Source organism: Lacticaseibacillus paracasei subsp. paracasei (genome assembly GCF_000829035.1).
Taxonomy (GTDB): domain Bacteria; phylum Bacillota; class Bacilli; order Lactobacillales; family Lactobacillaceae; genus Lacticaseibacillus; species Lacticaseibacillus paracasei.
In genome coordinates this window covers 2,945,089-2,964,641 of the sequence record NZ_AP012541.1, presented here as the reverse complement: position 1 = coordinate 2,964,641, position 19,553 = coordinate 2,945,089, and the positions used below count along the sequence as shown (strand labels likewise).

Annotated in this window: 16 protein-coding genes, 1 tRNA gene and 5 pseudogenes; 14 read left to right on the top strand and 8 right to left on the bottom strand. The window is 46.2% G+C overall.

Features of this window, described 5'->3' with window-relative positions:
* The first annotated feature begins 61 nt into the window (after positions 1 to 61).
* Positions 62 to 1,018 carry an alpha/beta hydrolase gene (locus LBPC_RS14565; protein ID WP_003581611.1) on the top strand — a complete coding sequence of 319 codons (957 nt, stop codon included), beginning with the start codon at positions 62 to 64 and terminating at the stop codon, positions 1,016 to 1,018.
* 97 nt (positions 1,019 to 1,115) lie between these two features.
* Here LBPC_RS14565 and LBPC_RS14560 read toward each other — a convergent pair whose 3' ends face one another.
* Positions 1,116 to 2,045: an alpha/beta hydrolase gene (locus LBPC_RS14560; protein ID WP_003662352.1), complete on the bottom strand. Its 930-nt coding sequence runs from the start codon at positions 2,043 to 2,045 to the stop codon at positions 1,116 to 1,118.
* A 199-nt stretch (positions 2,046 to 2,244) separates the two neighbouring features.
* Here LBPC_RS14560 and LBPC_RS14555 point away from each other — a divergent pair, with 199 nt between their 5' ends.
* From LBPC_RS14555 to LBPC_RS17140, 4 genes are all read left to right on the top strand, one after another.
* The gene (locus LBPC_RS14555; RefSeq protein WP_003568380.1) at positions 2,245 to 3,165 is read left to right on the top strand and encodes a ribose-phosphate diphosphokinase; all 921 of its coding nucleotides are present in this window, start codon (positions 2,245 to 2,247) and stop codon (positions 3,163 to 3,165) included.
* 370 nt (positions 3,166 to 3,535) lie between these two features.
* Positions 3,536 to 3,608, top strand: a tRNA-Lys gene (locus LBPC_RS14550).
* Between the two features lie 249 nt (positions 3,609 to 3,857).
* On the top strand, positions 3,858 to 4,106 hold the full coding sequence (locus LBPC_RS14545) for a GlsB/YeaQ/YmgE family stress response membrane protein (RefSeq protein WP_003568375.1): 249 nt from the start codon (positions 3,858 to 3,860) through the stop codon (positions 4,104 to 4,106).
* A gap of 15 nt (positions 4,107 to 4,121) precedes the next feature.
* On the top strand, positions 4,122 to 4,262 hold the full coding sequence (locus tag LBPC_RS17140; RefSeq protein ID WP_003568371.1) for a hypothetical protein: 141 nt from the start codon (positions 4,122 to 4,124) through the stop codon (positions 4,260 to 4,262).
* Between the two features lie 206 nt (positions 4,263 to 4,468).
* Here LBPC_RS17140 and LBPC_RS14540 read toward each other — a convergent pair whose 3' ends face one another.
* Positions 4,469 to 5,359, bottom strand: a complete 891-nt coding sequence (locus LBPC_RS14540) for an IS3 family transposase (protein WP_121497147.1) — start codon at positions 5,357 to 5,359, stop codon at positions 4,469 to 4,471.
* Between the two features lie 266 nt (positions 5,360 to 5,625).
* Positions 5,626 to 6,555 carry an IS30-like element ISLpl1 family transposase gene (locus tag LBPC_RS14535; RefSeq protein ID WP_041091633.1) on the bottom strand — a complete coding sequence of 310 codons (930 nt, stop codon included), beginning with the start codon at positions 6,553 to 6,555 and terminating at the stop codon, positions 5,626 to 5,628.
* A 99-nt stretch (positions 6,556 to 6,654) separates the two neighbouring features.
* Between LBPC_RS14535 and LBPC_RS14530 the strand changes: the two are divergent.
* The 3 genes and pseudogenes from LBPC_RS14530 to LBPC_RS14520 all read left to right on the top strand — a co-directional run.
* Positions 6,655 to 7,659 (top strand): annotated as a pseudogene (locus LBPC_RS14530) (IS91 family transposase); the annotation flags it as partial.
* 101 nt (positions 7,660 to 7,760) lie between these two features.
* Entirely contained in the window at positions 7,761 to 8,777 is a 1,017-nt protein-coding gene (locus LBPC_RS14525; protein ID WP_011674977.1) for an IS30 family transposase, read from the top strand.
* Between the two features lie 59 nt (positions 8,778 to 8,836).
* Positions 8,837 to 9,064 (top strand): annotated as a pseudogene (locus LBPC_RS14520) (IS91 family transposase); the annotation flags it as partial.
* Between the two features lie 188 nt (positions 9,065 to 9,252).
* On the opposite strand, the gene LBPC_RS14515 reads toward LBPC_RS14520, so the two are convergent.
* From LBPC_RS14515 to LBPC_RS14505, 3 genes and pseudogenes are all read right to left on the bottom strand, one after another.
* On the bottom strand, positions 9,253 to 9,498 hold the full coding sequence (locus LBPC_RS14515; protein ID WP_016383505.1) for an IS3 family transposase: 246 nt from the start codon (positions 9,496 to 9,498) through the stop codon (positions 9,253 to 9,255).
* 82 nt (positions 9,499 to 9,580) lie between these two features.
* A pseudogene (locus LBPC_RS14510) lies at positions 9,581 to 9,853 on the bottom strand (response regulator); the annotation flags it as partial.
* Positions 9,831 to 10,478: pseudogene (locus LBPC_RS14505) on the bottom strand (Spo0B domain-containing protein); the annotation flags it as partial. The pseudogenes LBPC_RS14505 and LBPC_RS14510, both read right to left, overlap by 23 nt.
* Before the next feature lie 105 nt (positions 10,479 to 10,583).
* Here LBPC_RS14505 and LBPC_RS14500 point away from each other — a divergent pair.
* Positions 10,584 to 11,504: an IS30 family transposase gene (locus tag LBPC_RS14500; RefSeq protein WP_003574021.1), complete on the top strand. Its 921-nt coding sequence runs from the start codon at positions 10,584 to 10,586 to the stop codon at positions 11,502 to 11,504.
* A 20-nt stretch (positions 11,505 to 11,524) separates the two neighbouring features.
* On the opposite strand, the pseudogene LBPC_RS14495 reads toward LBPC_RS14500, so the two are convergent.
* Positions 11,525 to 12,430 (bottom strand): annotated as a pseudogene (locus LBPC_RS14495) (PAS domain-containing protein); the annotation flags it as partial.
* Between the two features lie 152 nt (positions 12,431 to 12,582).
* Here LBPC_RS14495 and LBPC_RS14490 point away from each other — a divergent pair.
* The 5 genes from LBPC_RS14490 to LBPC_RS14470 all read left to right on the top strand — a co-directional run bounded on the left by LBPC_RS14490 (position 12,583) and on the right by LBPC_RS14470 (position 18,602).
* Positions 12,583 to 13,908, top strand: coding sequence for a 2-hydroxycarboxylate transporter family protein (locus tag LBPC_RS14490; protein ID WP_003568305.1), 1,326 nt, complete (start codon positions 12,583 to 12,585; stop codon positions 13,906 to 13,908).
* 192 nt (positions 13,909 to 14,100) lie between these two features.
* Positions 14,101 to 15,279, top strand: coding sequence for an NAD(P)-dependent malic enzyme (locus LBPC_RS14485; protein ID WP_003662358.1), 1,179 nt, complete (start codon positions 14,101 to 14,103; stop codon positions 15,277 to 15,279).
* Between the two features lie 658 nt (positions 15,280 to 15,937).
* Positions 15,938 to 16,357, top strand: a complete 420-nt coding sequence (locus tag LBPC_RS14480; protein ID WP_003596605.1) for a YjdF family protein — start codon at positions 15,938 to 15,940, stop codon at positions 16,355 to 16,357.
* Between the two features lie 111 nt (positions 16,358 to 16,468).
* Entirely contained in the window at positions 16,469 to 17,053 is a 585-nt protein-coding gene (locus LBPC_RS14475; protein WP_016365255.1) for a YdeI/OmpD-associated family protein, read from the top strand.
* 154 nt (positions 17,054 to 17,207) lie between these two features.
* Positions 17,208 to 18,602 (top strand): aspartate ammonia-lyase, encoded by a 1,395-nt coding sequence (locus LBPC_RS14470; protein ID WP_003662365.1) that lies wholly within the window; start codon positions 17,208 to 17,210, stop codon positions 18,600 to 18,602.
* A gap of 139 nt (positions 18,603 to 18,741) precedes the next feature.
* Here the strand turns inward: LBPC_RS14470 and LBPC_RS14465 are convergent, their stop codons facing one another.
* Positions 18,742 to 19,536, bottom strand: coding sequence for a Cof-type HAD-IIB family hydrolase (locus tag LBPC_RS14465; RefSeq protein ID WP_003662366.1), 795 nt, complete (start codon positions 19,534 to 19,536; stop codon positions 18,742 to 18,744).
* Positions 19,537 to 19,553 lie beyond the last annotated feature (17 nt).

Here is a 19,553-nt window from a genome sequence, read left to right as displayed (position 1 = left end):
GCGTTAAGATGGGATTAATCTTTTAATGCGATTTGAACATGGTGAAATGGAGGCCTTGGTAATGGCAGATGATGACATTTTAGCAAAAATTCAGGCAGGCTGGGCGCAGACGGCAGCGCGCGATAAGGCACGCTATGCGGATGAACGGGTGCCAGAGGATGTCCACTGGGAAACGGAATACCGGTATGAAAACTCTGCTGACCCGCAGCAGACCTTGAACTTATATTATCCGGCAAAACGCCGCAATGCGACGTTGCCAACTGTGATTGATGTTCATGGCGGCGGTTGGTTTTATGGCGATCGCAATCTCAACCGAAATTATTGCCGCTATTTGGCGAGTCAAGGTTATGCGGTGATGGGCATGGGGTATCGCTTGCTGCCAGATGTCGATGTGCGCGGGCAGATTCAAGACATCTTTGCTAGCTTACGTTGGTTGTCGCATTTTGGTCCACAGCGCGGCTTTGATCTCGATCATGTTCTATTGACCGGTGACTCGGCAGGCGGCCATCTAGCGTCACTAGTGGCCTGCATTCAGCAAAGCGAAGAGCTGCAAGAACTTTTTGGCGTTGATCGAGTTAATTTCAATTTCACTTTGGTGGCCTTGGTGTGCCCAGTCGCTGAACCTGGCAAACTGCCAGAAGCCGCTGGTGATATGAGCGATATGGCCGCTTTTTATCTTGATAAGCTGAGCGGTGGCGATGCTGCATTGGCTGACCACCTTAACTTTTCTCAAGTTGCCAAAGACCTCAAGTTGCCGCCATTCATGCTGATTGGCGGCCAAAATGACAGCTTCTATTTGCAAAGTCAGGCTTTGCTAGAAGTGTTTGCTGCCGATAAGGTGACCTATACGACCAAATTGTGGCCAGCCAGCGCCGGTCCGCACCTCAAGCACGTTTTTAATGTTCAGCATTGGGAATGGCCGGAAAGTATCGAGACAAATTTGGCCATGTTGCGTCAATTCGACGCGCTAAGTAAACAACGCGATGAGGCTGAAGCAGATGATGAGGATGACCTCTAGACTGTGCTGCGCGTTTTTGATTAGACATTAAAATGGACCGTTTGAATGGTGGTGATCATTCAGACGATCCATTTTTGTGATGGTTACAAAGCAACAGTTAGAAAAAGATATCTAGAAAACGTTTGACGTGTGCCTGATAAGCTTCCGGGTTGATCCAGTAGCTTTCCGCGTGCGCCGCGCCCGGAACGATCCAGAGGGCTTTAGGACCCGCAGAAGCCGCATAATTTTGCCGACCCATTTTCGTTGGCACATAGACATCTTCCGCACCGTGAATAACCAATAGTGGCAAATGGTTGCGGGTGAGTGCTTGGCGGATGTTGACAACGCGTAAAGGATAACCTAACCGGCGATAGTTAAGAAAACTTGCCAGTGGCACCAACGGCATTGGTGGCAGGTGAAACTGCTTTTTCAGTAAGTAGGCCAATTCGGTTTCAACATCAGTGTAGCCGCAGTCTTCAATGACAGCCTTCACTTGTTTGGGCAAACTGGGTTCGCCTGCCACCAACGAAACTGTGGCACCACCCATGCTGGTACCAAACAACAGCAGTTGACTGTCTGCACCGATTCGATCAATGATACGTTGCAGCCAACCCAAATAATCCAGCCGATCCAGCCAGCCGAAACTAATGTATTGGCCATCCGATTCACCATGCCCGCGATCATCCGGTAGCAGGACATTGAAGCCTAGATCGTAAAACATGTGGGCAAAGTTGCTCATCGTAATCCCAGTACCTTTGTAACCGTGGCCCACAATCACCGCTTTTTTACTGCCGGGATGCGGCAACCAAAGAGCTTCAAGTCGTTGATTATCCGGGGCTGTCATATGCCATGCCTCAATATTGGCCTGACTTTCTACCCAGTGGACATGGCGATAATATGAAGCCGCATACTTTTGCATCGAACGCCGCGCGTCTGGAATATAGTTAATGCGGCGAAATGCATATTGATAAAAGCTTTCGGCGGTCGCTAACGTGCCAGCCGATAATAACAGTGGGGTTGCAAGGCCGATCAAATGGCTTTGTTTCATGACTCAGTGCCTCCCATTTCCAAGTCTTGCAGTCAGGGCAAAGCACGGCGGAGACCGGGGTGCCGCCTGCTGGAGCGCTGCTTATGAATCTGCAAATGTTATGATATTACTTTACCGCATTGGATAATCAGTCGCAATTTCTTGCCTTTTCTCGTATAATGACGGTGCAGACCGTTAAATACGAAAAAGGGAGAAATCGATGCACGAATTAAAATTATTCAGTCTTAATGGGAACCGGCCATTAGCTGAAAAGATTGCGGAAGAGGTCGGGCTACCGCTGTCGCCAGCTCGAGTGAATCATTTTGCTGATGGGGAAGTTCAAATTGAACTACCGGAAAGTGTTCGTGGCGCTGATGTATATGTGATCCAGTCGGTCTCTGATCCGGTTAATGAGAACTTCATGGAACTTATGATCATGGTTGATGCGTTGCGGCGGGCGAGTGCTCACCATATTAATGTCGTGATTCCTTATTATGGCTACGCACGGGCTGATCGCAAGGCGCGCTCCCGTGAGCCAATCACAGCCAAACTTGTTGCTAACATGCTGGAGATGGATGGCGTTAATCGGATCATTGCTGTTGAACTTCATGCGGATCAGATTCAAGGCTTTTTCGATATCCCAGTTGACCATCTCAAGGCCCACCACTTGATCGGTGATTACTTCAAGAAGCTAGATCTTGGCGATAATGTCGTTGTCATCGCGCCTGATCACAGTGGTACCAAGCAAGCGCGGGCATTGGCTGAAGAATTACATACGCCAATTGCTATTGTTGATAAGCGCGATCAAGAGCACATCGGGGTTATCGGGGACGTTGCCGGCATGCACGCCATCGTGATTGATGACCTAATCGATACCGGCGATCGCATCGTGGACTCTTACAAAGCCCTGAGTGAAGCAGGTGCACTTGATGTCTACGCGGCAGCCACCCACGGCGTATTCTCCCGTGGCGCTGTTGATCGCATCAAGCATCTGGGACTCAAGCGGGTCGTCATCACTGATACCATTAAGCTCGATCCTAAGCACAAATTCGAAGGCTTAGATCAGATCTCGGTCGGTCCAATGCTTGGCAAGGCGATCAAACTGATCAACAGCAATCAATCCATTCACGTTTTATTCTAGAATAGGTTAGTGAAAAAAAGGCGGCGATGGCCGTCTTTTTTTGTGAGCGCGAGCAGGAGCGCATTTAAACCGGAGTGTAAGTGGCCTTGAAGCCAAATGGCCAAGTTTTGGTCATTCGACTTCAAGGTCTTTACATGCAAGGCGAATGCGAGCACATTATCACGAAATAAGAGCGTGAACAACCACTCGTCAAATGACCATCAGCAAATTGCCAGTAACCGACGAAATCGCTGCCTAACCGCTTGATGACACAATGCAGCAGTCAGCTTTTTGTCACATTCTTTGAAAAAAGATTTGCAAAACACTTGCGCCAGTAAGGGGTACATGATATTATATTTAAGTCGTGAAGCGCGACAGACATAAGCAGCATGGGTGGTTAGCTCAGCTGGCAGAGCAACGGACTCTTAATCCGTGGGTCCAGGGTTCGATCCCCTGACCACCCAGAATAGCGTTATCAACCAGTAGCAAACGTTGTCAAAACAGCGTCGTTACTGGTTTTTATTTTAACCAGATTGTCATTGGTTATCATTGATTATCAATAAAAGAAAACCACGAGAAAACCACGGAGTTCATTTCTGCTTGGCAGGCGGTGGCCGTCCATTATGGGCGGCTATTTTATTATCTATTGTTGCTACTGTATGTTATACTGTGTTCGTCTATAGAGACAATATAACCAAAAAGGAGGAATTATCATGCATTTTCTTTGGGCTTTAATTGTTGGTGCTATTATTGGTGCAATTGCTGGTGCTATCACTAGCAAGGGCAAATCGATGGGCTGGTTTGCTAACATCATTGCAGGATTAGTGGGTTCTGCAATTGGTGAGGGACTTTTAGGCCATTGGGGGCCACAGCTGGCAGGAATGGCTTTGATTCCTTCAATTATCGGCGCAATTATTGTTGTTGCCGTAGTCTCCTTCTTTGTTGGCAGATCAAAAGACTGATAGGAGGCCATCTTTATGGACGCTTTAAAAGCTGCATTTAAGTTTATGGTTGCTAGTACTCTCATCGTTGGCGGTGTTTTAGTTGCAGGTACAGTCTTCGCAGCTAAGGGCATTGATAATGCTGGAGATAAACTACAAGAAAAGCTACATGACTAACACAAAATTGCCACTTCATTATGAGGTGGCTATTTTTGTATCCATTGACTAGGTGAATATTTGTCACTTGGTTCTCATAAGCAGTGGATTGAAGTCAATATTTGAGACAGATTTTAAGAGACATTCAGGACCGCGTTTACCTTCCACAGCTCAAATAAATCATTAATCGCGATTAATAACTTATTTGAACCCTGGAAAGCATTAAATCAGGCGGCCATTTGGCTCGTAAGTGTTGCAATTTCAACTTGTAAGGGGGTCTGGTAGCCCAGTGAACTATGAATTCTCTTCCTATTGTAGAAAGCATGCACATATTCAAAAAGGACGGCAGCGGCAGTTTCATAATCTTCAAAGACCGGCACTGGATAAACACATTCCTTTTTGAGGGAAGCGTGAAAGGATTCCATTGGCGCATTATCATACGGACAACCCTTACGGCTGTATGAGTGGCGGATATGTAGTTCAGTTAAACGTTGATTGTAATTATCGCTGGTATACTGTGATCCTAAATCCGTATGGATAATCAGGTCCCCAGTAATGGTTCGATTTTTAACCGCGCTTTCAAGGGTCTTTAAGACTAAATCAGTATCCATCTTTTTTGAGAACGAATAGCCGATAATCCGTCGTGAGTGCAGGTCCATGATGGTTGATAAGTAACACCAGCCATTACGCTTCGTTTGAATATAGGTCATATCAGCGGTCCATTTTTGATTTAAACCAGTGGTCGAGAAATCCTGCTTAAGCAAGTTGGGACGCTGTTCAACCTTGGTTTTGGAAGCCGAAGCCGCTTTCCACTTATTGACGGTAACGGAGTGGATATCCAGTTCCTTCATGAGCCGGGAAATCCGTCGTGGACTGCACCGAAGCTGCAGTGGTTGAAGTTCCAGATTCAATTCATGGTGGATCTTCATAACACCGTATCGCTGCTTAAATTCCGCAAAGATCCGCAGAATCCGTTGTTTCAAGTCCGCATCTTCGGCCCGGCGTTTTGAAGTTTTGGGGGATCGATAACGATAATACTGAGCTCTGGAAACACCGAGGATTCGGCACATCTTGGTTACCTGGTGGTGATGGCTTTCTTGGTGAATGTAATCAAAGATATTGGTTACTTCTGCGCAAGGAAGCCCAGGGCTTTTTTTAACGTATAAGGGATTATAAAATTTTGGGGTTCATGAATCCTTGGTACTCAAGGGTTCAATTACTTTTGATCCCGTCAAAACTTCGGTAAAATTTTGGTATGAAAAAGAATATTCTTCAGACGATCTTTTTCGACAAACATCAGAACTGGGCTAAATTCTTGAAGAATCATGGACGAAGAATTCGGCCGGTGGTCAAAAAAGAAGTTGCCAAATGGTAGATTGCAAATTTAATCCGAATTTTTGGACAAATTTGTCAGCATAACCTGATACGGTGTTTGCCAGTCGAGTATTTTAAGCGGTCGCTGGTTAATTTGGAGTAACGTCGTCGTTAAATCTTGAGCACTAATGTGCTCAAAACGAGTCCCTTTAGGATAAAAATAACGTAAATTCCGATTAAAGCGTTCATTACTACCACGTTCAGCTGGAGTATAAGCATGGCAGTAATAGGTCTTAATACCATATTGTGATTCAAGTGATACTAGCCCACTAAACTCAGTGCCACGGTCCACAGTAAAGCTGTGCACCGGACCATTAAAAGTGGTTAGGAACTTAGTTAGTGCTTCATTAACAGTCGCTGTCGTCCAATCTTTTAACCGGTATGCCCAAAGGAACCGTGATTTTCGATCGATTAAAGTTAATAAAACTGCCTTACTATGCCCACGAGGACCAACGACTGTATCTAGTTCAAAATCGCCGATGCGATTACGTTGATTAATCATCATGGGACGCTGTTCAATTGATCGCCCCAAAGATTGATTATATTTGGATCGTTGGTCAACGTTACGCCGTTGGCGTACGCCATGTTCAGGTAGATCATTCAAGGAGAAACCAATTCTCCCCTGATTTAGCCAATTATAAATAGATTTAGTAGCTAGTTTAAATTCGTGAGCAATCATTCCTGGTGACCAGCTTAGACGTAAATGGTTGAGAATTTTTTGCTTTAACTCATCGCTCAGCTTAGTTTTCCGACCACATCGTGATCGCTTGTATTCGGCATCTGTTTGTGCTAATTCAGCCTGATAAGGTTGACATCGAGATAATTCATAAGAAATTGTTGACGGTGATCGGTTCAGCCGAACGCCCATTTGGATATTGGACAGCCCTAGTTCACAAAAGGTTTCGATTTTAATTCGTTCGGAATAGGTTATACTAGACAAAAGATCAGCTCCTAAAAGATGGGTTTGTGGTAAACACCATTTTAAAGGAAGCTGATCTTTTTTGTCCGAACAGCGTTCGGATTAATTTTACAATCTACCAAATTTGAATCTTGTGGTGATATTCGGAAAGGCTATCGCTTATTTGTTTGTGAAGGCTGTCATAGCACCAAACTCATTGCGTTAAAATGCAAAGGCAAGTTTTGCCCGACTTGTGCTGTGGGCGAAAGCCAGCGATGGAGCGATTTGGTTGCACATGATATGTTTGCCGTTAATCATCGACATGTGATCTTTACGATTGATGAAGGCTTACGCGAGATCTTTCTCATGGACAAATATCGATCGGTGCTACTCAAGGGTTTGATGGATGAAGCGGCGCGAGTAGTTTTGGAAGCGTTGGGAAAGAATAGGAAGGTACAGGGCGGTGTGGTGGCCGCCCTGCATACCTTTGGATCAAAACTAGAATTTAATCCGCATGTGCATATGGTGGTCACGATGGGCGGGATTACCCCGGATGGACAGTGGAAGACCTATGATTATCTTCCGTATAAGCGCCTAAGAGTTTACTGGCAAAATGCAGTGCTTAAGCTAATTCGCCGGACACTCTCGCCATGGGATAAGAAAAGAGTTCAACCACGCTTACAACGAGCCTACAAAGCCAATGCGGAAGGCTTTTACGTGAATGCCCCAAAGCGAAGTCGTACACACCTCAAAGGGTTACTAAAATACATCAGCCGTTACATGAAGCGGGGTCCCATCGCCATGGATCGAATTGTCATGTACGACGGCGAATCTGTGCTCTTTTCGTACAAAGATAAACGAACCAATCGCAAAGAGACGCATTTAATGTCAGTAGAAGCCTTCATTGGGGTGTTGACTCGGCATATTCCCGATCGACATTTTAAAACGATTCGCCGTTACGGCATTTACAGTCGACGCATCAAGACATTAATGAAACAAGTTATGGCAGTGTATCAAAAAGCCGTTAGGCGGCGCTTGGTCGAACTGAAACAGGTTATGAGGGTTAAGTCATGGACAGAAAAAACAGTCGAAGTATTTGGTTATGATCCCTTGAAATGTTCCGATTGTGGTGAGTTTTTCGAGTTCCCCAGTTTACAATTCAAGTGCAACACCCTGACGACTAGACCATAAAGGCCATGAAGACCTATTCTTGTTAGTGCTAGCTAAACAAGAAAGCAGGAATCTTCATGACCCACTCTCAGACTAACACTCACAAGCATTACCAACAACTCAGTTTTAGCGACCGTGCTACAATTCAGGCCCTTCAGGCTGCTGGTGACACCGCGACCGTGATTGCACAGAAGCTTCATCGCAGTAAAGCGACAATCTCACGAGAAATCACGCGTGGATCTGTAACTCAGCTCGACTCGAAGCGTCACTCGCATCAAGTCTATCTTGCGGAAACTGCCCAAGCCATGCACGACCGTAAACGCGATAGAACCGGTCACTACGCCTTTCTTAAGACCGGCCGTGCGTTCTTCAAGGCTCTCTCCAGGGAGCTTACTCGTAAGCCGCGCGTACACAGCGTTGATAGCTTCGTACACTTCTATCGCGACCAGGGCAAGGCTTGCCCTTCAACGACAACTGTGTATCGCTACATCGACGCCGGGCTGCTTGAGCTAGACAACATGACACTTCCCAAGAAGCTCCGACGCCGCATCAAAGGCTATAAGAACGCCCACAAGCGCAAGAATAAGAAGATATACGGCGACTCAATCGAGTTGCGTCCTGCGGCCGTGAATGACCGCACAGGCGTGGGACATTGGGAAGGCGACTTGGTCAAGGGTATTCGCTTAGCTGATGAGCCAGCATTAATGACGCTCACAGAACGGTACAGCCGGACTGAGATCATCGTCAAGATTCCTGACTATCATGCGGGCACCTGCCTTAAAGCCTTGCAGGACACGATCGACGACTACGGGGCCAAGGAATTTGAGAGTATCACTTTTGACAATGGTTCCGAGTTTGCCAAGTTATCAGAGATTGTTGGAACCCAGATTTACTTCGCACATCCGTACTCGCCTTGGGAGCGTGGCACAAACGAGAACGCCAATGGACTGCTTAGGGAATTCTTCCCGAAAGGGAAGTCTCTCAGAGCAGTTACCCTGGTTGAAATTCAAGCAGTCCAATCCGCACTGAACCATCGTCCCAGACGTATTCTGAACTATCTTCGCCCATGCGATTACTACCGATGCATGGCGTAACAGCCTAGACCACTATCAAGAATTCGTTATCATCGTTGCACTTGCCTTGAAAATTGAGGGAGTTTTTCGAGTTCATGGGGACGAGTGTGGCCAAAAATGGGCGCCTCAAGGTACAATATGCGAAAGATCGACAAGCACGCCACTACATGTTGGAGGTAAATCAAAACATTGCGAAAGAAGCCTATCAAACCAAATACAAGCAAGCAGAAGCAGCAGCATATGACCGATGCCGCTTCAGTTGGGAACGACAACGTCGAATTTATCTGTCAGAAATGCCACAAGCATGAGGAAATACCACGAGAGATTGTGATCATGCTTGATGGAAGTGACTTAGCGTATAGTCCTGATCAACCGCCTCAATTTGTGTGTGAAGATTGTGGTGGTGCCATGTCACCGGTGTATTACCGAAACGAACTTGGCTATGAATTTAGACTCGAAGACAAGTAAGTGGCAGTGGCCACTAACTAAAAAGACCTCAGGGCGGGTTTCCCTGAGGTTTTCTTAGGATTTCGTTCTCCTCAGACAGCGAAGCCAGTCGCTTTTCCATCGCTTTGATTTCGTCTGGCGATTTACCGGATTGAGTTTTGGCCTGGCCCTGGATCCACTTATGAACTGTTGAATAGCCAATGCCATATTCTCTGGCCAGTTGAGCAGCTGATTCGCCTTGCTTATATAGGTTGATAATGTTTTGTTTGAATTCTTTGTCGTAACGAGTTGGCATGTAAAAATTCCTTCCTTTTGAGAGACGATTTATTCATTATACCCTCTCTTAAAAGTTGTCTCAGGAATCAGCTTACATCCACATTGACAATGTTGACCTCGTTTGCCGCGGTGATGAGGATGACATCAACGGTTTGTTTGGTGCGGCGCAGGTCGGTTAAAAAATCAATGCCGTTCCCGTCTTTGAGGCGAATGTCGAGTAAAACGAGTTGGATGGATCGGCTGGACAAGAGTTTTTTGGCTTCAGCGATGGTTTCTGAAGAGTAGATGGTGTCAAAAGTACCGATTTTTTCTAAATAATTGCGGTAGATAAATTGCACCATTGGATCATCTTCAACGATTAGAATGTTCGTCATTTTGAGCCTCCTCGTGGTAGTCCACAGTTAATGTTAGTGTCAGCGGATCGGTTGAGCTAACGGTGACTGAGCCGTTCAACTCCGTCAGCAGTTGTTGGAAGTAGTCTTGATGAATAAGCGAGATAAAGTCCGTTCGTTTGGCTGGTTCGTCTAAATGATAGGCGATCGTGAGACGATTCTGTGCGTACTCTAGCTGGATCAAAATGGTGTCCGGCAAATCGTGCTGCAGTAGCCCGAAATGTAGATAGCGGCTTAATGTTAACAGCGTTTTGGTTTCTTGGGTATTAGGATTAGGTGGTAGTTCGGGGGAAATTTCAAAGTCGAGGGTCGTTTTGCGCTCGGCAAACTTTTCGCGTTCACCAATCATGAAGCCGGCAACGAGTGGATTTTTGACCAGCAAGGCCAAGCAATTTGCAAATTCCTGCTCTGGTTTTAACAAATCTTGCAAGTAGATGGCCAATTCGTCATATTGTTTTATTGCCACCAAGCCGTAAATCACGTGCAGCTTATTCATGAATTCATGTGACTGGCTTTGCAGTGCGTTGGCATAGGCGGTGGTGTTGGCCAACTGATCGGCGACAAAGATCGCTTCGGTAGCGTTTCGTAGAAAGATAACGTAACCTAGATTGCATAATTAAAGTTACCACCCAGAAAATGTGAAAAAAGACCTGTCCGTTCTTGCTAAAATGGTGTTTGCATAACATACCATCTAGAGAGAAGGACAGGTCCCATGGCCATTATAACCTTAATTGAACGATCTCAGATAGAACTGATGCAACACCACACGATTCAATACATCGCCGCGACCTTAGGCCGCTCTCGTATTTCTATTAGGCATGAGCTTCACCGTTGCCCTGAAGGTGATTACTGCGCCATTATAGCTCAGGATCATGCCGATACTTGTCGGCATCGTTGTGGTCGGCACTCGATTTTAACGCCTAAGTTGAAGCGGATGGTAACTGAGAAGCTAAACCTAGGTTGGTCCCCTGAAATGGTCGGTTATGCCGTTCACTGTGCGCCACACACGATTTACCACTGGATTTATCAAAGACAAGTCGATTTTCAGCCAAGCCAACTCTTTGATCACGGTAAACGTCATAAAAGAAGACAAGACCTTCGGTCGCGCTATAACCAAGCAGTAGGCACCTCAATTGAGATTCGCAGTGAGTCAGCTAATCGGCGAACCGAAAAAGGACATTTAGAGATGGATACAGTTCGCGGTGGTCGCGGGTCAAAGGCTGCTGTTTTGACCATTGTCGATCGGGTGACACGTTTAATGGCGACAACTAAGCTTGAAAACTTATCACAAAATGCTGTTCTCAAGGGATTTGCAAGACTGATGGTGGACTTTCCGGGTCCGGTTCGATCAGTGACGGTTGATCACGGTAAAGAGTTTTCCTGCGATCAGGCGCTTACAAAGCGCTATCGGATACCGGTTTACTTTTGCCACGCCTATCACCCGAATGAACGGGGCACAAATGAACGGTTCAATCGAGAACTTCGCTACTATTTCCCGAAGGGAACACAGTTTGATCAGGTTTCAGAGACCGATATTCAACAAGCCACAGCGCTTATCAATAACAAACCTAGAAAATGTCTCCGTTGGCAAACCCCAGTTCAAGCAGTGAGCAAGCCTCTTTCTAGGTGGTAACTTTATTATTGCAATCTAGGGTAACCTATTTTTTGTTTTTTCACCATAACAGGTGCGGCAGAGAAAAGATAATCCTGGCCATCCTGTTGATAAAACTGCTCGGTTTTGACATTCAGATTGACACGTTCAGGGTTGGCAATCAAGGTCGTCAATGGCTGGCCAATAAAGGCGCTTTCGGTGATAAGGTGATTTTGCAGCTTGGCAGCGGCTTTGTTGATGAGCATGATGACTTGGTGCAAATCAATCACAATGACAGGGTCCTTGGTTTCTTCAAGCATTGCATTGCGTTCTTCAAGCAGCCTAGCAATTTCTTTGGGCTCAAGGTCATGAAGCTGATGCTTAATATAGTAGGTGACTAAAAACGCTGTCAGCAGGCCTATGATCGTACCGGCGAATAGCGCCAGCCGGAAGCCATCTTGCGAGGTCTTGATGAGTGTTTGCAGTGAGGTGACCTTAATGCCTAGTGCCACAACACCGATCTCTTTGCCTTGGCGATACACTGGGACGAATCCGCGCAGTGAGCGGCCCAAGGTTCCGCGCCGAACCGAAACATGCTCATGACCGCGCAAGGCAGTCACTTCATCACCACCTTGAAAATGTCGATTGATTTGTTTGGGATCGGGATGCGTCAGGCGAATGCCTTGCATATTCATGATGACAACAAAATCTAAATCAAAATTTTTCTCGACAGTCCCTGCGTAGGTGCGCGTGGCTGAATCAGCCTTGTTTGCTTCAAGTGCGGCGGTTACACGGGGATCCTTTGCTAACTGACGGCCAATTGAGATCAACAATTGACCTTCACGGCTTTCAAATTGCTGACGGTTTTCCAGCATGGTCAAACCATAAACAGTTAGAACCGTTAATAACAAGGTGGAAGTAAAAATTAATGAGAGCCAGCCCCATAACCGCCATCCTTTTATTGTCATGATCATACTCCTGTTCAGTAAAGAAACCATCTTGTGAATAGTAAAACAATCGCTTAAATAAATGGGTTTATGGTTTAATAAGTTAAATAACCTTCCCCTGATGAAGCGCTTACAATATGCTGTAAGTAACAAAAGATTGGGGGTAAGGAAACATGGAGAACAAGACGGTTACACCCAACAAATCAACGAGTCCGCAGAAAAAGTGGATGGACTTCAAGGTAGGGTCGGTACCATTGCCAGTTTATATCGTGATGGCAGCGATCATCGTCCTTGCCGGTGTGATGCAGCAACTGCCAGTTAACATGCTCGGCGGGTTTGCGGTCATTCTGACGTTGGGTTGGTTATTAGGTACGATCGGAGCCAATATTCCGATTGTGAAGAACTTTGGCGGTCCGGCGATTTTATCGCTGTTGGTACCTTCGATTCTCGTTTTCTACAATGCGATGAATCCGAATGTGTTAAAAGCTGCAGACATGCTCATGAAACAAGCAAACTTTCTTTATTTCTATATTGCCTGTCTTGTCTGCGGCAGTATTTTGGGAATGAACCGTAAAATTCTGATTCAAGGATTGATGCGGATGATTATTCCAATGATGCTCGGCATGATTCTTGCAATGGGTGTCGGGACACTGGTTGGCGTATTACTAGGTTTGGAATGGAAACACACGATGTTCTTCATCGTCACGCCAGTATTGGCAGGCGGTATTGGTGAAGGTATTTTACCGCTATCTCTAGGATACAGCACGATCACAGGCACGACCAGCGGCGCGCTTGTCGCTCAGCTTATTCCGGCGACGATTATTGGAAACTTTTTCGCGATTATGTGTTCAGGTTTATTGAATCGATTAGGGGAAAAGCGGCCAGAGTTGTCAGGCCAAGGGCAGCTGGTTCGATTAAACGGGGCCGAAGATGATCTCGCTGATGCGATGAAAGACGATACCGGCGAAATTGATTTGAAAATGATGGGCGCTGGCGTCTTGACCGCCTGTACTTTATTCATCTTGGGCATGTTGCTTCAGTCCATCACAGGCTTCCCAGGACCAGTGCTGATGATTGTTGCTGCCGCAATTTTGAAATATCTCAACGTTATCCCAGGAGAAACGCAACGTGGCGCTAAGCAATTGTATAAATTTATTTCCAGTAACTTCACTTTCCCATTGATGGCGGGACTTGGTCTCTTATACATTCCGCTAAAAGATGTGGTTGGTATGCTAAGTTGGCAATATTTTATCGTCGTGATCAGTGTTGTGTTGACGGTTGTTTCAACCGGCTTCTTTGTGGCTCGGTTCTTGAATATGAATCCGATTGAAACGGCCATCGTGACAGCCTGTCAAAGCGGCATGGGCGGGACCGGCGACGTGGCGATTCTGAGTACGGCGAACCGCATGAACCTCATGCCATTTGCGCAGGTCGCAACACGCTTGGGTGGTGCCATCACTGTTATCTCAATGACCGCGATTCTACGGATGCTTTCATAATTAGATAGAGCGTGAGTCGGCCCGGTTAGAAACCGGAGAGTAAGTGGCCTAGGGCGTGATGGCCGGGCTTTGACCATTGCGACCAAGGTCCCTACACGCAGGTTTCAGGGCCAGCGATCGCGTTTAGGCGGAGCGTGGACCAGTCCAGTTTCAGGACTTGGGAGCGCATTTTAAACAAGGGGGAAAAGAATCATGGCAAAGAAAGATTTTAATCAACTGGCACTGGATCAGGCAAAAGAATTTGGCGGCAAACTCAGTGTTGTCTCAAAGGTCCCGATTGAGACGCGGGATGATCTCAGTATTGCTTATACACCGGGAGTTGGTGCGGTTTCCTCGGCAATTGCAAAAGACAAGTCTTTGGTTTATGACTTGACGACCAAGAAAAACACAGTGGCAGTTATTAGCGACGGTTCAGCAGTATTAGGTTTGGGAAACATCGGTGCTGAAGCTGCTATGCCAGTCATGGAAGGCAAGGCCGCGCTGTTCAAGCGGTTTGCAAAAGTTGATTCAATTCCGATTGTGCTTGATACGCAAGATACTGAAGAGATTATTGCAGCAGTTAAGGCAGTGGCCCCAACGTTTGGCGGGATTAATCTTGAGGACATCAGTGCGCCGCGTTGCTTTGAAATTGAGGCACGATTGATCGAGGAGCTAGATATTCCGCTATTCCATGACGATCAGCACGGAACTGCCATTGTGGTTCTTGCCGCGCTATACAATGCACTGAAAGTCGCTGGAAAGGATATTGGCGATATCAGGGTCGTTGTCAACGGTGGCGGTTCTGCTGGACTATCTGTTGCCCGGCGCTTCTTGGCCGCTGGCGTTAAGCATATCATGGTGGTCGACAAGGTTGGTATCTTAGCTGAAAAGAATGCCGATCAACTACCGCCACACCATGCCGCCATTGCGAAAATCACGAATCATGAAAATCGGACTGGCACCTTGGAAGATGCGCTGCAAGGTGCAGATGTTTTCGTAGGGGTATCCGCGCCACATGTTTTGAAGCCAGAATGGATCAAAACAATGGCCGACAAGCCGATTATCTTTGCGATGGCTAATCCAGAGCCGGAAATTTTCCCAGATGAGGCATTGGCAGCAGGTGCTTATATTGTCGGTACTGGGCGGAGCGACTTTGCTAATCAGATCAATAATGTGCTTGCTTTCCCAGGCATTTTCCGTGGCGCTTTGGATGCACGCGTACGCAAGATCACCATTGACATGCAAATCGCTGCGGCGAAGGGCATCGCAAGTTTGATTCCGGATGCAGAGCTATCGACCACCAACATCATTCCTAATGCTTTTGACGGGGATGTTGCGGAAGTCGTGGCGGAAAGTGTCCGGCACGCGGCAGAAGCAACAGCAGAAGCTTAAAAGCAATATTGAAACCTCCTGACAAGGTTGGCAAGGGTCAACTTAGTGGGGAGGTTTTTTGAATATTGACGTTAATCATAGAAAGCAGAACGTTTATTTTTTTCTGACGTTATCATGCGTGTCGTCCGTTACACTAGATGCTGCAGGAGGTGAAGAAATGACTCGAAATCTTGGCATGTCGGTCCTATAGGGTGACAGCAAAAATTTTAAAAGCTGACGAGTTGTTGCATAAAAATGAAGCTTTCAAAAAAATATCGGAGATTATTTCCCGTGCATTTGCTTTTGTTGGGCGGCCTTGTCACCATGACGAGCTACATGCTGGACATGAATTGATATCTATGAAAGGATTCATTCTGGTTATTGGGATACTACTGCTTATTTTTACGGAAGTAGTGACTTATCGATGGCTGACAAGGCAGTCCACAGCTGACTAAGTACCTATGTAGTAGTGAGGCTAAACGGACTTATATGCACTTGGTAAGAGACATTGATATTGTCATACACTAGCTTGGCTTGACAGGACCTTTATCAAAGTCAGACAATAACATTGCGCTATCAAAAACACAGTCTGGTTGGTAGTCCAGACGCGGCTTAGGCTGTCAGTATCCTTCCTCCTTGGATGTCCAGATTGCGTGAAAATCTTAAAGGAGGTGTTAGTTTGACAATTCAAGGCAAGCTAACAGTTTATTTTGAACGACCTTTTTATCGCGGATTGTTCGAACAAACAATGGGAGACACGTATCGTGTTGCTAAAGTCACATTTGGGACACAAGCCCCGACAGCAAGTGAGTTGTTACATTTAATTCAACAACGATGGGAAGACTTACATTGGGTAGCCGCACAGGATGTTATTCTCCCCAAGTTACAGATGACAACAAGTCCAAAAAGGCGTAGTCGTCAGGCTCGAAAAGAAGTCCGTAACGCTAAAAGGACCCAAGCAACAACTTTTTTGAAGCTAGCACACAAGCGAAATTTGCAGGTGAAAAAGCAACGACGCAAGCAACTGAAAGACCAGCACGCTTGTGAGGTTCGCTTGAAGAAGCAGGCGAAACGTTTAGAAAAACATCAGGGACATTGATGGGCAATTCAGCATCAATAAATTAGGTGAAAAATCTACGCGGATAAATACGTCGCGTAGATTTTTTTGTAAAATGACCATTGAAAGTTGTTATGTGAGGAGGCGGATTTATTGACTAGAAAAATCGTCAATCATCTAACGGTAGCAAATCGCCACCAATTTCGTAGTTGGTTAACAGCTCACTATCAAGACGCCTCGGAATGTTGGGTAGACGTTAAGCGTGGTGTACCGAAACAGGATGACACGTTTTGGTATGTTGACGCCGTGGAAGAAGCCATGTGTTTTGGCTGGATCGACAGTACCTACAAAAAGTTGGCACCTGATCAACCAGCATCGCAGCGCTTTGTACCAAGAAAAGTGGGGAGCGCGTGGTCGGAATTGAATAAAGAACGATGTCGCCGCATGATTCACTTAGGGAAGATGACGGCAGCTGGGTATGCTGTTTTGCCTGATATGAACCCGCGTCATTTCAAGTTTGATCCCAGAATTATTCGAGCACTTAAACGTCGTCCGGGTGCGTGGCAGTATTTTCAGTCGTGTCCGCCTTTGTATCAACGAGTCCGTTGTGACACGATTCAAATCAAAAGTCACCAACCTAAATTATTTCGTCAACGGCTGACAAAGTTTGCTAACGCTTGTCAGGCAAAGCAAATGATCGGGCAATGGCGTGACGGCGGACGGTTACCTGTTAAATGAATACGTTTAACGCATTTAAGCTTCATCACAGTGATTTTTTAAATTGGTATACTTTTTATAGGTGTTGTCAGACTACCTAACAACAAACGTTGACGCATGTTTTTACCCGATTATACTGATAAAGTAAATATTGGTATACGAAAGGAAGTTCACAATGCGTATCGAGGAAGATTGTATTGGTAAGTTGGCAATTGATGAGGATGTCTTATATGGAATTCACACGACCCGTGCGCTAACGAATTTCCCGATCAGTACAGAGCGGACTGATCCGCTACTTTTCAAAAGTCTGATCATCATAAAAAAAGCAGCTGCACAAGTGAATGCAGCTGCAGGTACGTTAGATGTTCGAAAGTCGCGGGCGATTGTTGCTGCGTGCAACAGCTTGCTGATGGGGGAACATCAAGATGCGTTGGTCGCGCCTGCGATTCAAGGTAGCGCTGGGACTTCCGTGAATATGAACGTCAATGAAGTCGTCGCCAACTTGGCCAGCGCTGAGCTCAAAACGATTCGCGTTCATCCAAATGATGATGTTAATCAGAGCCAGTCGACCAATGATACTTATCCAACAGCCGGAAAGATGGCAGCATTACAGGCATTGCCACCGCTGAAACAAGCATTAACGTTTTTGATAAAAACCTTGGACGCTAAAGCACATGAGTTTGCGGATGTTGTTAAAGTGGGCCGCACGCAACTGCAAGACGCTGTTCCTACAACATATGGACACAGTTTTCACGCGTATGCCAGCTTGTTCCGTCGAGACTTAGCCCGATTGACACGGGCTGCGGCCGATTTACAGGCGGTTAACTTAGGCGGTACGGCGATTGGAACTGGGTTGAATGCGTCGCCTTATTACCGTAGTCATATTATTCGTCAGGTTAATCAATTGATTGATCTGCAATTGAAGCCAGCTGAGGATTTTATTGATGCAACGCAGAACTGCGACGTTTTGGTGGCCTTCTCTGGTGCTATGAAGGGACTTGCCACTGATTTGTCAAAAGTAGCCAATGATCTTCGCTTGTTAAGCAGTGGTCCACAGGCGGGACTTAATGAGTTACATTTACCAGCAAAACAGGCTGGTTCATCGATTATGCCAGGAAAAGTCAATCCTATCATTCCAGAAGTCGTTAATCAAATTGCCTTTCAGGTGATTGGCCAAGATGTCACGATCAGTATGGCAGCCGAAGCCGGACAGCTTGAACTGAATGCTTTTGAGCCGATTATTTTCTGTGATTTGTTGCAAGGGGAGCGGTACTTGGCTCGCGGCATTGCAACCTTAACGTCAAACTGTGTGGCTGGGCTGACGGTTAATCGTGAGCAGTGTGAAACCGCGGTTCACCATTCGGCTATCAGTGCCACAGTTTTAAGCCCGTATCTTGGTTATGAGGCGACGGCTAGATTGATTCAGCACAGCATGAAGCAGCACGTTGCTATTCCTGACTTGTTGCGCTCGGAACATAAGCTGTCGGCTGCGATGATCGCGCGATTGTTTTCGCCAATGGTCATGACGAATCAGGAAACAGTGCCAGACTTATCAATTGCTGAAAAGTAGGGATTTGTTAAGCCTAGTTCCACATGAAACGTCCGCGTATTCGAGTGAGTTTCACGTGGAACACAAAAAAGGAGGCCGCATGCATCGCAAAATCGAGATGCATGCGGCCTCCTTTTTAGTGGCTTCTTCCAACAAGGCTTCAGGGTTCAGATAACAGATGATGCATAAACTGCAAGACACCTTGTTCCTGATTGCTCTTAGTGGTTGTGTCGGCGACTGCCAGTACTGCTGGCGTTGCATTTGCCATCGCCACACCAAGACCAACTTCCCGTAGCATTTCTAAATCGTTGCCGCCATCGCCAAAAGCGCACATATCAGCAAGTTGAATGTTTAAATGCCGACCAAGTGTTGCCAATCCGGCAGCTTTGTTCATCCCGGGCTGAATGATATCAATGTCGCCGTGGCCGCTGCTTGTCGGTTCTCCCAAGCCAACCAACAGTTGGCGCATTTCGGCAACAATAGCCGCGGTTTTTTCTGGAGGACAACTAATGGCAAATTTTAAAATGCGATCATCGAGATTGTCGAAAGTATCAACTAGACGTAATTGCTTGTAGTATTGTCGTGCCGTTGCGATATGGGCAGCATCAGTAGTTTTCAGGGCATAGGCGCTTGATTGACCACAGACAAGAATTTTGAGATCAGGTATGCTAGTTAGTTTAGTCAGAATTGGTTGAATGGCACCGTTTTCAAAAGAACTTAAAGCATACACTTTGTTAGCATCGCGAATGTAGGCGCCGTTTTCAGCAACATAAATCGTATCAGGGAAAGCTTCAAAAAAGGAAGTCAGCTGAAAGTATTGATTACCACTGGCCACCACCCACTGAATGCCTTGCGCTTGCATTTTTTCATGTAACGTCGCAAAAAAATCGCGATCATAGGTCATGTCGTCTCTCAAAAAGGTGCCGTCCATGTCTGTTGCTATTAATTTGAACATTGTTCTCTCCGTTAATG